Below are 13,873 nucleotides of genomic sequence, written 5' to 3' on the forward strand. Positions count from 1 at the left end.
GCCACAGGACCTGCTTCTCGATGGCTTTCAGAATTGCGATATCGGTGCTTGTCACGGTCGACTCCCAGTCACGCGTTCACGCCTGATAAGGATCCGCCGGCGGCTTTTCGCCTTCCTCTGCTGAGATCCCGTTCCCATGTCTGCACCGTTCGGCGGAACGAGCATCCCGCCGAACGGCGTGGCAAGTGTTCAACCGTTGCGGAACGTGTAGGCATAGCCATTGATGGCCGGGGCGCCGCCGAGATGGGCGTAAAGCACCTTGGAGCCTTCCGGGAAATAGCCCTTCTTGACCAGGTCGATCATGCCCTGCATCGACTTGCCCTCGTAGACCGGGTCGGTGATCATCCCTTCGAGCCGGGCGCAGAGGCGGATGGCCTCCTTGGTCTCGTCGGACGGCACGCCATAGACCGGATAGGCGTAATCCTCGATCAGGACGATGTCGTCCGCCGTCAGTTCCCGGCCAAGTTCTACCAGTTCGGCGGTGCGGCGGGCGATCTCCAGCACCTGGGCCTTGGTCTGGACCGGTGTAAAGGAGGCGTCGATGCCGATGACATTGCGCTCGCGGCCATCCTTGGCAAAGCCGACCGTCATGCCGGCATGGGTCGATCCCGTCACCGTGCAAACGACGATATAGTCGAACTTGAAGCCGAGTTCGGCCTCCTGCGCGCGAACTTCCTCGGCAAAGCCGACATAGCCGAGGCCACCATATTTGTGCACGGATGCCCCGGCCGGGATGGGATAGGGTTTACCGCCCTTGGCCTTGACGTCCTCGATGGCCTCCTCCCAGCTCTGCCGGATGCCGATATCGAAGCCCTCGTCCACCATTTGCACATCCGCGCCCATGATCCGGCTCAGCAGGATATTGCCGACGCGATCGTAAACGGCGTCCTCGTGCGGCACCCAGCTTTCCTGCACCAGCCGGCACTTGAAGCCGATCTTGGCAGCAACGGCGGCGATCATGCGGGTGTGGTTGGACTGCACGCCGCCAATCGAGACCAGCGTATCGGCATTGGAGGCAATCGCGTCGGGAATGATGTATTCCAGCTTGCGCAGCTTGTTGCCACCGAAGGCCAGGCCCGAATTGCAGTCCTCGCGCTTGGCATAGAGCTCGACCTTGCCACCCAGATGCTCCGAGAGCCTTTCCAATTTCTCGATGTGGGTTTGTCCGAATGTGAGCGGATAGCGCTCGAATTTCTCCAGCATGGGATCCCCTTCTGCTTGTTACGACACAGGGGAAACGCTACCACTACACGGATGAAAGGTGCTCTCTAAGTTGAGCTTGATTTTTTGTAGTGTCTATTCGAAAAACAGAATAATCCGGTTTATCTTTCATTTTTATGGTAGTTTTCATAAGATTCTTTCATGACATCGGAACTGGACCGCATCGACCTGAAAATGCTCCGCCTGCTGCAAAACAACGGGCGGCTCAGCAATGCCGAATTGGCGCAACTGATCGATGTCAGTGCCGCGACCTGCCATCGCCGCACTCAGCGGCTTTTCCAGGAAGGCTATATCAAGTCGGTCAGAGCCATGGTCGAGCCGCAGAAGGTCGACCGCGGTGCGCTGGTCATGGTCGGGGTGGTGCTGGATCGCTCGACGCCGGAAAGCTTCGGCACTTTTGAAAAAGCGGTCGCCAAGCTGACTTTCGTGCTGGACTGCAATCTGGTTGCGGGCGATTTCGATTACTTCCTGAAGATCCGCGTACGCGACATGGCGGACTTCAACCGCATCCATGGTACGCAACTGATCGCCCTGCCCGGCGTGCGCCAGACCCGCACCTTCTTCGTAATGAAGGAAGTGGTCGACAATGCGCCACTGAATTTCTGACAAATGCCTTCCCACCTCGACCGAACCGGGAGAATGACGGGCTCAGGCTCAATTTCCCGGCAGATCAAGTGTCGGTTCATTGCCTTTAGGCGCGTGCGGACAAGGGAGTTAGCAACGCGCGCAGCTCGGCGTAGGACGCCGTTTCCGGTAACGCCACCTCTGCCAGCAAGGCGTCTACTTCTTCGTTATCGTGGCGGCCCCATGTGTGCGGATAAGGTCCGAATGTCGCGCCGTTACTCGGGGGCCACTGTCTCGTCTGTACGGTCGCAAGCGCAGCCCGGATGATGGCGTTACGCCCATCGGGCGTGAGAATGACAACTGGATCTTGGCGCTGCGAAATGTCGTTGATAATCGTCCATGCAAGGAGTCCGCATTCCTCTGCGCAGCGATCGCATCCTGAACCCCTGCTCCAGGGCGTACTGCGGATGGAACTTCATCGCTCCCCTTTTATCCGCCGAAACATTTGCAGGTTCAAATCTTAAAATCGTTTTGTGATGCACTTCGGTGATCTGGAATAGCGCGGCCAGCCGCTCAGAAACGAAACTTCCCTGCTTCTGCAGCCGCGATACGGCGATCGGCGAGATCATTGTCTCTGTTTTTTTCCAATCTTTGCCTTGGATCGAGTGCCGGAGCAGATCAGACCGTCTTGGCTCGGCTCGTGAAAAGAGACGCGGTCGCCCTCTCACGGTTTTTCAATTCTTTTGCAAGGCGCGCCTCACGAAATCGCCGAGTTTTTTTTGCAGGCCAGAACGAGGGAATCGAGTTCCTCTACGGCACTGTTGCGGGTGAAGAATCGCGATTGGGTATTGGCAAAGGAAATCTCCGCCTTCTGACGGAATTTGCTGTGTGTCTGTGACAGAGGGTTTTCCGGATTGAACGCCGCGAAGTGCCGCGGCAAAAAAGGCCAGGCAATCTGCCGGACCTTACTGGTATCATGATCTCGACAGTGCCAATACATCCGCGGTCAACGGAGAGCGGACCCTCACCGCCATAATTTCGGATAACCATCTGATAAAAATATATTTTTATCGATGGCGCGCTGTCCGCAACCGAAAATACCCACAAAATAAACCTGCTACCCTCCATCACGCTTTGGAACGAGTTCTCATTTTCAGGATCTCAAGATGGCGATCTAAGCCGCGCGCCACCGCTCAACAATCGGTGAGCTGGCGTCTGCCGCCGACTTTGCATATGCATGACGGACATCGCAGAGGATCGCGTAGATGCGGCCATCCTGCTAGTATGGGAAAGGGCGGGATTGCGCTTTCAATCGGGCCACCGCTTTGCATCATGGCGGTGGCCCGCCTGTTTTCTGCAATCGCTTCAGAATCGCGGGCGAGCGCTACCGTACGGAAGCGGACAGTCCTTTGCGCGTCCAGGATGGCTCATGTGGAAAATTTGCTAAAAGGCCCTCATCACACGCGAGCCGGCTTACCGCCGCAATCACGGCTTGAAAACTTCGACGCGCGCGATCGCTCATTCCACGCGCGCGCAGGAAACCGTGCGGCAACTGGGGCTCGTTGCGCCAAGTTACCGGGACACCCGCCGCTGACAGCCGCTCGGCATAAGCCGAACCATCGTCACGCAAGGGATCTACATCTGCCGTAACAATAAATGCAGGGGCAAGGTCTGAAAGGTCCAGAGCCTTCAGCGGGCGGGCGACCGGATCGGTTGGGGGTGCGCCACCAAAAAGCAAATCCCTGTAGACAATTACGTCACTGGCACGCAATAGCGGGGCTTCGGCGTTGTCACGATAGGACGCCGTGTCCCCGTCACCACCAAGGCCCGGGTAGATAAGGACCTGCCCCAAGGGTTGCCTCTTGCCCTTTTGCGAAAGGCAAAGTGCTGCAGCAAGCAGACCGCCAGCGCTGTCGCCGACGACCACAACGGGTCGATCCAGTGCTCGCCAAACCGCTTCAACGTCGTTTATCTGTGCCGGCCACAGGTGCTCCGGTGCAAGGCGGTAGTCGACCGAGATAGTCTGCAAACCGGTCGCATCAGCGATTTCCGCACAGACGTCATCATGGCTGTCGAGCCCGCCCACGACAAAGCCTCCGCCGTGCAGGTAAAGGACGCAAACGGGTGATGCCAAGCCATATATCCGACATGCTACCCCACCGACCTCCCGATCAACGACATTGACTTTTTCTGGTCGAAGTACTCGGAAATTTGCGCACATCGCATCGTAAAGGATGCGGTTTTCCGCAGCGTCCGCTGTGTTTGCCTGCGCTGGATAGCTGTCTTCGGTTTTGCGAATGAAGGCGAGAACCTGAGGATCACTGATCATATGGTTTGCCCCCGTTATGACGCCTTAGCCAATCCGGATCCATCTGCGGCACAGAGGCGAGCAACTGACGCGTATAGTCATGGCGCGGTGGATCCATGACCTCGGCCTTGCTGCCCTTGTCCTGCACCGTTCCACCCTTCATCACCACAACGTCGTCAGCAATCGCGCGCACTGTGTCGATGTCGTGCGTGATGAACATGTAGGAAACGCCAGTTTCGTCCTGGAGGCGACTGAGAAGACGCAGGATGCCCTCGGCCACCAGTTGATCAAGTGCGCTCGTGACTTCGTCACAGATGATAATCTCAGGATTTGCCGCCAGCGCTCTGGCGATGCCGATCCGCTGCTTTTGGCCACCAGACAACTCGCCGGGTCGCCGATGAAGAAATTGCCTGGGCTCAAGCTCGATCTGCTCCATCAGCTCCGCAAGGCGGCTTTCCAGCGCCGCTCCCTTCAAGCCCAGATAAAATTGTAGCGGACGGGAGAGAATCTGGCGGATGGAGTGGCGCGGATTGAGGGCTGTATCAGCCATTTGATAGATCATCTGGATCTTGCGCAATTGCTCGCGCGATCTGCGGTTAAGGCTCGGCGGCAGCACTTCTCCATTCAGTTCTATGCTGCCAATGCGCGGCGGCAGGAGGCCCGTAACAACGCGGGCGGCGGTTGATTTTCCCGAACCCGACTCTCCGACAACAGCGACGGTGGCACCGCGCGGAATTTCAAACGCGACGTCACGCAAGACATCAAAGTGGCCATAAGACGCGGTAATATTGTTGATGCTGATGACAGGCGCGTCCTTTCTCTCCAGTCGGCGTTCAGGGCGGCGGAACTCCCGCACGGCCCAGAGCGAGCGAGTGTAGTCGTCGCGCGGAGCCTGCATGATCTGGCGTGTAGGCGCCTCCTCCACCTCCCTGCCGTGACGCATGACCTTGATACGATCAGCCATCTGAGCCACGACGGCGAGATCGTGGGTGATGTAGATCGCTGCAGTTCCCGATGTTTCGACGGCTGAGCGGATGGCGGTAAGTACGCCAATCTGCGTTGTCACGTCTAGCGCTGTCGTCGGTTCGTCAAAAACGATGAGATCGGGTTTGCAGGCCATGGCCATCGCCACCATGGCACGTTGCAACTGTCCACCCGACACCTGATGCGGAAATCTCAACCCGAAATTTGCCGGATCGGGCAAATGCATGCTGGCGTAAAGCTGACGCGCAAAGATTTCGCAATCCGGTCTGCTCGCGGTGCCGTGTATGGCCGGGCCCTCGCAGAATTGATCAAGTAATCGCCAAGCGTGGTTAAAACTGGCGGCAGCAGATTGGGCGACATAGGCAACGCGCCGTCCTCGATAGGCCGACCTCTCCCGTTCGCTCAGACGCAGCAGATCAACATTCTCCACGAGAACGCGCCCACCTGCAAAACGCAGGCCCGCGTGGGCAAAACCTAAGGCTGCAAGGCCAAGCGTCGATTTGCCGGCACCAGACTCGCCGATGAGGCCAACGACCTCGCCGCGTCTCACTTCGAGATTTATGCCGTGCAGGATCGGGGACCAACCATCCTCATTCTTTGCTTCAACTTTGAGGTTTTCGATCTTCAGCAACATGGCTTTAGTCTTTCAATCCCGAGGCGCGATGTAACATCCAGTCCACGACAAAATTGATCGAAACCGTCAGCACGGCGATACAGGCGGCCGGTAGAAGCGGGGTGATATCTCCAAAGGTGATGAGGGCGGCGTTGTCGCGAACCATCGCGCCCCAGTCAGCCATCGGTGGTGGTAGCCCAAGCCCCAGGAAGGCAAGCGCAGAGATGGTCAGAAAGACGAAACAGAACCGCAACCCGAATTCGGCAATGAGGGGCGCGGTGATGTTGGGAAGTACTTCCTTGAGAATGATCCAGGCGATGCCGTCGCCTCTGAGTTTCGCCGCCTCCACATAGTCCATGACCATGACATTTGCCGCGGTCGCGCGCGCCAGACGAAAGACGCGTGTCGAATCGAGAACCGCAACGATCAGGATCAGATTGACGACGCCCGACCCAAGCGCCGATAGCGCCAGCAATGTCAGGATCAGAGGCGGCACCGCCATCATCACGTCAACAATGCGGGAAAGAACGAGATCAAACCACTTGCCGAGCGCCGCAGCAAGAAGACCGGCTACCGCACCGAGCGCGAAAGCAAGCACCGTGGTCGCGACGGCAATTCCGACAGTATTGCGTGCGCCCCAGATGAGCCGCGAGAGCATGTCGCGGCCAAGCGCATCCGTGCCGAGGGGAAAAGCCGTACTCCAGGGTTCGAATTGCGCGCCGACGATTTCGGCCTGGTCGTAGGGCGCGATCATTGGGGCAAACGCGACCACGACAACATAGATGACGATGATGATAAGACCGATCAGCGCGGTTAAAGGCATGGTCCTGATTGTCCGGGCAAGGCTCGTCATCAGCTCACCTTGGATGCAGCAGGCGCGGATTGGTGGCAATTGCCAGCACGTCGGCCAAGAGGTTCAGGAGGATATAAACTGAGGCAAAGATAAGGGCGCAGGCCTGCACCACCGGCATGTCACGATTGGTAACACTGTCGACCATCAACTGGCCGAGACCAGGGTAGACAAAAACAACCTCTACGATGACGACACCGGTGATGAGCCATGCAACGTTGATCGCGATGACGTTGGAAATCGGCGCAAGCGCATTGGGCAGGGCATGCCTGGTGATGATGCGCCAGCGGGAGGCGCCCTTGAGGCGTGCCATTGTGACATAGGGTTCGGCGAGCACATTCAGCACCGCAGCGCGCGTCATGCGCATCATATGCGCTGTCACGACAAGGACGAGCGTTATTGCCGGAAGGAAGGCGCGGCGCAGCATGTCGAAGAAGTCGGGTGCCGCGCCGGGATCGGCTACCGATGGAAACCATCCCATGTGTACGGAAAGCCAGAACATCAGGATGTATGCGACGAAGAATTCAGGAAATGAGATCGCCGAGAGGGTCATGATGTTGATGACCCTGTCGAACCACGTACCTCTCCACATCGCCGCCAGCAGCCCCAACAGCACCGCCAGTGGTATCGCGATGGCGGCTGCGTATGCAGCGAGAAACAGCGTATTGCCCAGCCGCGCCGACAGAAGCTCCGCAACAGGTCGACCGTTGGCGAGCGAATGACCAAAATCGCCGGTGAGGATGCCGCCGATCCAGGTGAGATACCGCCATGAAAGAGGTTGATCGAGGCCCAGCTCCCGGCGAAAAGCTGCCACAGTTTCGGGCGTCGCCGATTGGCCGAGGACCTGCTGGGCAATGTCGCCCGGCAGCAGGCCAACGGCAAGAAAAATCAGGAGGGAAATAAAAAGCAGAGTGAACAAGCCGAGACCCAGCCGCACGGCCACCATATGCCGAATGGGGCGCTTTCGTCCGCTCGTCATGCCGACGTCTCCTTCAACCGTACCGCACGGATACCGGCCCCGGCGTGATCTGGCAGTGATCCATTTTCCTGCGCGTTGACATGATCAAGTGCGCGCATCAATGGTGTCGGCATTGCCACTGTACGGTTTGCCTTGGTATCGACATGCAGGAGCATATGCTCCCCGGTCGCGACTGTCTCGCCATCTTCGTTCAGGATCGCATGATGGAGGCGAAGGCGCTTCTCGTCATAACCAAACAGCCTGGTTTCCACCGTGAGCCGCGCACCTGCCTTTACTTCCGCCAGATGACGGATGTGGGTTTCGACCGTGTAAGCGGAATGACCACCGGCGCGATAGTCGGCGTCGAGCCCTATATGGATGAGAAAGGCGTCAGTCGCATCGCCCAATACCTGCAAGTAGCGAAATTCGGTCATGTGACCGTTGTAATCGACCCAGCCACCGTTCACATGGGCTTCATGGAGACGCAGCGGATAATCTGACTGCATCTTACCGTGACGGGCATAAAAGCGATTTTCCATCGCTTTGACGGTCTGTCCGGCTCCCCAATCATTCGCTTTGAGTGCGTGGAAAATACCGATCAGGTTGCTATCGCGAATGCGCTCAAGCTCTCGAATGGAGTATGCCCCTGACTGTGCGTCCGATTGGCCGGCAATCAGGTCAATCAGGTCGTCATTGAAGTCCGGCACGTCCATCAATTTGGTCCATGGCCATTTCAGCGCCGGGCCGAACTGAGCAAGGAAGTGACGCATACCAGCTTCGCCGCCAGCGATGCGATAGGTCTCGAACAGTCCCATCTGCGCCCATCGCAATCCAAAGCCGTAGCGGATGATGTCATCTATTTCCTGAGTGGTCGCGATCCCATCCTTGACCAGCCAAAGCGCTTCTCGCCAGATCGCCTCGAGCAGGCGGTCACCTATATGTGCATCGATTTCCCGACCGATCTGCACCGGCTTCATGCCCACCGACATCAGAATGTCGGACGCCTTTTGCGCTGCAACGCCCCCGCCCACCACTTCCACGACCGGCAGGAGATAGACCGGATTGAAGGGATGCGCCACGATGACGCGCTCGGAATGAACTGAGCCTTCGCGCAATTCCGACGGCTTGAACCCGGAGGTGGAAGAGGCAATGATCGCCTGAGACGAAGCCGCTGCCTCGATTTCGGCAATGATACGATGTTTGAGATCAAGCCGCTCCGGAACGCTTTCCTGGATGTAGTCCGCACCTGCTACCGCCTCGGCGATCGAGCCTGCCCAGACTATTGCCCCTGGCTTGGGCAGAGGTGATTGATAAAGCCTCCCCCATGCCTCGGACGCATTTGTCATTACTTCTGTGACAATACGGTTTGCTTCGGGATGCGGATCGAAGACAACAACGTCATGACCGGCCAGTATGAAGCGGGCGATCCAGCCGCCGCCGATGACTCCGCCTCCAATTGCTGCGATTTTCATGCCTGCCACCACCGTTCTACGATTTTCCAGCCGTCGAAAAAGCGGTTGTTGGCAACGGGGCCATGCGCAACCTTGTCATTGGAGACATCGACATAATTTACGAAGACAGGAATGATCGTCCCGCCATCCTCACTGACCAACCCCTGCATCTCGTGATACATTTCTGCACGCAGCTTTTCGTCCAGAGTGGTGCGCGCCTTTACAAGAAGCGAGTTGAACTGCTCGTTATCCCAGTGGCTTTCGTTCCAATCGACACCTTTGGCATAAACGAGGCTGAACATGTCGTCCTCGGTCGGGCGGCCATTCCAGTAGCTCACACAGAACGGCTTCTTCAGCCAGACATTCGACCAGTATCCGTCGTCCGGCTCCCGTTTGATGCCGAGATCGATCCCAGTCGCCTTGGCGGACTGCTGGAACAGCTGAACCATGGCCAGCGCCCCGACGGAGGCTGCGTCCGATGCGGATATTTCCACCTTGAGCGCATCCATGCCTGCCTTTTTGAGATAGTGCTTTGCCTTATCAGGATCATAGTTGTGTTGCGGCAGGTCGGCGGCAAAGTAGCGGTTAGCGGGCGCGATGGGGCTGTCGTTGGCGATGCGGCCGTGCCCGTGCAGAACCTTGTCAAGCACCGCCTTGCGGTCGATGGCGTGTTTGAGGGCGAGGCGAATATTCGGGTCCTTGAACGGTGCTGCATCACAGAACATTGGCATCGCGTAATGGGCGGTGCCCGTGACTTCCGTCGCCTTGATCCCCGGTCGGCGCAAAAGAAGCGGAAGCGTTGCAAGGTCGGGCGAGTTGATGACATCGACCTCGCCGGTGATCAACGCATTCTGACGCGCCGTGGCGTCGTTGATGGTTGACAGAACGGCGGTATCGAACCAGGCCCGATCCGATTTCCAGTAGTCATCGCGACGTTTCAAGGTAATGCGAACGCCGGGTTCAAAATCGGCCAGTACGTATCCACCTGTGCCGAGTTTGGATTGCCAGTTCAGCGTTCCGTCCTCGTTGGCCGGCATGATGACGAAGTGGTAGTCGGAGGTAAGATAGGCAAAATCGGCATTGCCTGATTTAAGTTCGAAGATCACGACATGATCGCCATCGGCGCGAATGTCGGTCAATTGCGAGAGAGATCCCTTCGCGCCGGACTTGGAATCCTGTCCGCGATGGTGATTGAATGAAGCGATCACGTCTTTGGCAGTCAGCTTGCGCCCGTCGGAAAAGGTTGCGGTCTGCCGCAGCTTGAAAGTCCAGATGCGCGCGTCTGTGTCGGTCTCGAAGCTTTCCGCAAGCTCCGGCACCGCTTTGCCCTCGGCGTCGATTTCCACGAGGTTGTTGCACACCGCCAGCATGGCGGTGACGACCGGGCCGGCAGCAAATGTCGCAGGGTCTGTGGTATCGGAGGTCGCGCCGCCAAGATGACCGATACGCAACGTGCCGCCACGTTTCGGTTCTGCTGCTCTTGCGCCATATGGCAGGATCAGCCCGGCAGCCGCAAGGCCAGCTGCGCCAGCCAAGAGGCCGCGTCGGGTTACGTCGAATAGTGCTTTGCTCATTTCAACAGTTCCTCTCTTTATTATAGTTTGATGAGATGCTGATTAGCGCCGAAGCAGTTTGAGCTTGTCGCGAACCTCCTGTGGGGTAAGAATCCGGCAACCCATGCCTGTTAAAATGGTGGCCGCGCGTTCGACCAGATCGCCGTTGCGCGCGAGCACACCCTTTTCCAGCCAGATATTATCTTCCAGCCCGACACGGACATGACCGCCCGCGAGCGCCGCCTGTGCAACATATGGCAGCTGCATGCGGCCAATCGAGAACATCGAATAGGTCCATCCTTGCGGGATGTTGTTGACCATCGCCATGAGGCTGTTGATATCGGCTGGCGCGCCGTAGGGGATCCCCATGCAAAGCTGGATCATCACGGGATCGTCGATGAGCCCCTCATCGACGAGTGTCCTGGCAAGCCAGAGATGCCCTGTATCGAAGACCTCGATTTCCGGACGCACGCCAGCTGCCTGAATGCGCCGGGCCATGGCACGCAACGTGCCGGGGGTGTTTGTCATCACATAGTCTGCTTCCGCGAAATTCATCGTTCCGCAGTCAAGCGTGCAGATTTCCGGCAGCAATTCTTCCACATGGATCAGACGCTCGGTTGCGCCAACCAGATCGGATTGTGGCGCGAGCGGCAACGGCGCTTCCGCCGATCCGAGAACGATATCTCCACCCATCCCCGCCGTCAGGTTGAGCACGACATCCGTATCCGAAGCGCGGACACGCTCGACAACTTCCCGGTAAAGAGCCGGATCGCGAGAGGGCGTCCCGGTACTTGGGTCGCGAACATGGACGTGGGCGATGGCGGCGCCGGCCTTGGCAGCCTCGATGCAGGCATCGGCAATTTGTGCTGGCGTGATCGGTACGAGACTTGACTTCGTATGGCTCTGACCGGAACCGGTGACAGCGCATGTGATGAAGACATCGCGGTTCATGAAAAACTCCGGAAACGAGGTAAATTCCAAGGGAGTGTGACAGCAAATTTCCAGTCGCAATGTGCATGATTTGCGCTAAATTATGCAAATGTCGCCAAAATCGCCGTTTCACCTGACGTTCGTGCTTTTCGAGGGCTTTTCCAACATGGTGCTCGCCAGCGCCATTGAGCCTCTGCGGGCAGCCCGCGATCTTTCGGGGCGTCAGCTGTTTTCATGGCAATTATGCTCTTTGAACGGTGGTCCCATCGCCAGCTCGTCACGTGCGGTGATTGGCGCTGACCTACCCCTGTCCCGCATCGGAGCGACCGACGCACTGGTGCTTGTTGCAGGCTACGGTGTGCGAAATCACCTTGATCACGATTCAGCGGCTGCTGTGCGCAGAAAAGCCCGCGGATTGCCGGTGGTGGGCGGGCTTGACACCGGTGCGTGGCTGCTTGCGCGCGTGGGTCTTCTGGGAGGACGCAAGGCGACGATCCACTGGATGGAGAAGAAGGAATTTTCGGAGAATTTTCCCGAGGTCCGTGTCACGGACGGACCCTATGTCGTAGACGGAAACATCGTCACTTGCGGAGATGCACAGAGTGTTCTGAGCTGGTCACTCGACCTCATCGGCAAACACGCGGGCGAGGCGCTGCGGTTTGATGTCGCCAACATGTTCGGCGGTGTTCAAAAACCTGGTGAAAGGGGGCTGGCGCGAGGGTTCGCCGGCCGGATGAGCGATCATGGCCTCCCCACAGCCTTACAGCGTGCCATCATCGTTATGCGTGAAACCGCCGAACAGCCGCTCAAATTGCCAATCATTGCCGACCGTGTTGCGGTTTCAGAGCGCAGTATGGATCGCCTGTTTCACCAATATCTTGGTATGTCCGCGGGCCAATACTACAGCCAGATCAGACTTTCTCATGCCCGCGCACTCGCGGTGGAAACCAATCTGTCGCTTTATGAAATTGCTTTTCGCACAGGGTTTTCCTCGCCCTCCACGCTTGCGCGTGCCTATCGGATTAAGTTCGGAGAAACGCTTCGTCAGAAGAAGGCAAAGGCTACCTCCACATGACCCGTTTGCGCCGTTCAGATGAGACTTGCCCGCACAGGCACATTGCTGAAGATGGGCTGACGTCGAAACGGTAGATTTCGGCATCAACGGGACGGCGACCTCGGTCCGCAACAGGAAGTTTGTCGCCCACAAGCTTAATCAAAGTCGCACATCGCCACGATAAACGTTCGGCGTCGCTCCCGTTAACCTGCCAAATATCTTCCGGAATGCTGCCGGATCCGCATAGCCGACCGCCCAGGCGATGCTCTCGACCGAGCCATTCGTCGTCTCGAGCAATTGCCGCGCTTTCATGATGCGCACGTTTTGAAGATATTCCGTCAGTTTCAATCCTGTCGCACGCAAGAAGCGACGCTGGAGCGTCCTTTCTGAAAGATGGACGCTGTCTGCCAGTTCACCGATCGATTTTTGCAGCTCTGGCGCTGCGTGGAATTGATGCTGGATTTGTCGCACTTCTTTGTCGCCGTGATCAAATCGCGGGATGAATGTCTTGTATTGGCTCTGACTGCGCCGAGGCGGATCCACGACCAGAAAACGCGCCGTCTCCAGCATTACGGTCTGCCCTAGAAGCTTTTCAACGAGAAGCAGGCCGAGATCGGCCCAAGCCAGAATGCCTCCGGCGGTGATCACGTCTCCATCGTCAATGATCATGTTATCGGGCGAAACGTCTATTTTGGGAAACCGCTCGGCAAGTCTCTCGGCAAAGGCCCAGTGGGTCGTGGCACGCCGTCCATCGATGAGCCCCGTTTCGGCGAGAACGAACGCGCCGGCGCAGATCGAGCAGACGGTGACACCAAGCGCATGCTGGGATGAAAGCCATTTTGACGCAGGCCGCATGCTTTGCATCTTCTCCGGCATGACGATGCTCGGTGGCGCGATGATGTAGCTCAACGAATGCGATGCTCTGGTTTCCGAATCCCAGGTGCAAGAAACCGCGCCATCCTCAACCGTCCAGTGACTGACGCGGATTTTTCGAAGGCTTGTTGGTTCCTGTAAATCCGTTGCCCAGTCGCCGGCGACACGGAACAAGTCCGTCAGTCCGTAGACCGCAGCCAGCTGACAATCCGGATAGATCAGTAATCCGACCTCGATAAAGTCAGCCGGTTCAAGATTTGTCACTTTTGCCTCTGATAAAGTCATTTGCGCCACGTGCCTGTGATAGCGGATGGCGCTAAGTTCCTCAAGTCAACCAAGGGCATTCGAAGACAAAGCTCGACAGGAGATATGTATGACATCTGACGCAGATCGGTTTTTCGTGTCGAGACGCAGCGTACTGATCGGTAGCATCGCGCTTGCCAGCGTGAGCATTCCGACGATCGCCTTCTCGCAGACCCCTTCCAGTAACCATTCAGCACAAGGAGAAATTGAC

At 57.6% G+C, this 13,873-nt stretch carries 11 protein-coding genes; 2 read left to right on the plus strand and 9 right to left on the minus strand.

Going from position 1 to position 13,873, the window contains the following annotated elements; all coding sequences use genetic code 11:
• Window positions 1-189 precede the first annotated feature (189 nt).
• A complete protein-coding gene (locus ACQZ5K_RS03335; RefSeq protein ID WP_223568791.1) occupies window positions 190-1,203 on the minus strand; it encodes a 1-aminocyclopropane-1-carboxylate deaminase in 1,014 nt (337 codons plus the stop codon).
• 159 nt (window positions 1,204-1,362) lie between these two features.
• Between ACQZ5K_RS03335 and ACQZ5K_RS03340 the strand changes: the two genes are divergently transcribed.
• The gene (locus ACQZ5K_RS03340; protein ID WP_448739665.1) at window positions 1,363-1,827 is read left to right on the plus strand and encodes an Lrp/AsnC family transcriptional regulator; all 465 of its coding nucleotides are present in this window, start codon (window positions 1,363-1,365) and stop codon (window positions 1,825-1,827) included.
• A 1,342-nt stretch (window positions 1,828-3,169) separates the two neighbouring features.
• On the opposite strand, the gene ACQZ5K_RS03345 is transcribed toward ACQZ5K_RS03340, so the two are convergent.
• From ACQZ5K_RS03345 to ACQZ5K_RS03375, 7 genes are read right to left on the minus strand one after another with little or no spacing between them, the layout of a single operon-like run.
• Complete coding sequence (locus ACQZ5K_RS03345) at window positions 3,170-4,114, minus strand: alpha/beta hydrolase (protein ID WP_448739666.1); 945 nt, start codon at window positions 4,112-4,114, stop codon at window positions 3,170-3,172.
• Entirely contained in the window at window positions 4,104-5,711 is a 1,608-nt protein-coding gene (locus ACQZ5K_RS03350) for an ABC transporter ATP-binding protein (RefSeq protein WP_448739667.1), read from the minus strand. Before ACQZ5K_RS03350 ends, ACQZ5K_RS03345 begins: the two co-directional genes overlap by 11 nt.
• A gap of 4 nt (window positions 5,712-5,715) precedes the next feature.
• The gene (locus ACQZ5K_RS03355) at window positions 5,716-6,543 is read right to left on the minus strand and encodes an ABC transporter permease (protein ID WP_448739668.1); all 828 of its coding nucleotides are present in this window, start codon (window positions 6,541-6,543) and stop codon (window positions 5,716-5,718) included.
• A 4-nt stretch (window positions 6,544-6,547) separates the two neighbouring features.
• Window positions 6,548-7,519, minus strand: coding sequence for an ABC transporter permease (locus ACQZ5K_RS03360; protein WP_448739669.1), 972 nt, complete (start codon window positions 7,517-7,519; stop codon window positions 6,548-6,550).
• Complete coding sequence (locus tag ACQZ5K_RS03365; RefSeq protein WP_448739670.1) at window positions 7,516-8,970, minus strand: carnitine 3-dehydrogenase; 1,455 nt, start codon at window positions 8,968-8,970, stop codon at window positions 7,516-7,518. The genes ACQZ5K_RS03360 and ACQZ5K_RS03365 overlap by 4 nt, the downstream gene beginning before the upstream one ends.
• On the minus strand, window positions 8,967-10,523 hold the full coding sequence (locus tag ACQZ5K_RS03370) for an ABC transporter substrate-binding protein (protein WP_149743793.1): 1,557 nt from the start codon (window positions 10,521-10,523) through the stop codon (window positions 8,967-8,969). Before ACQZ5K_RS03370 ends, ACQZ5K_RS03365 begins: the two co-directional genes overlap by 4 nt.
• 42 nt (window positions 10,524-10,565) lie before the next feature.
• On the minus strand, window positions 10,566-11,453 hold the full coding sequence (locus ACQZ5K_RS03375) for a beta-keto acid cleavage family enzyme (RefSeq protein WP_149743794.1): 888 nt from the start codon (window positions 11,451-11,453) through the stop codon (window positions 10,566-10,568).
• Window positions 11,454-11,541: 88 nt separating this feature from the next.
• Here ACQZ5K_RS03375 and ACQZ5K_RS03380 point away from each other — a divergent pair, with 88 nt between their 5' ends.
• The gene (locus ACQZ5K_RS03380; protein ID WP_448739671.1) at window positions 11,542-12,507 is read left to right on the plus strand and encodes a GlxA family transcriptional regulator; all 966 of its coding nucleotides are present in this window, start codon (window positions 11,542-11,544) and stop codon (window positions 12,505-12,507) included.
• Window positions 12,508-12,645: 138 nt separating this feature from the next.
• Here ACQZ5K_RS03380 and ACQZ5K_RS03385 read toward each other — a convergent pair whose 3' ends face one another.
• A complete protein-coding gene (locus ACQZ5K_RS03385; protein WP_448739672.1) occupies window positions 12,646-13,644 on the minus strand; it encodes a GlxA family transcriptional regulator in 999 nt (332 codons plus the stop codon).
• Window positions 13,645-13,873 lie beyond the last annotated feature (229 nt).

Source organism: Agrobacterium sp. 22-226-1, assembly GCF_053522345.1.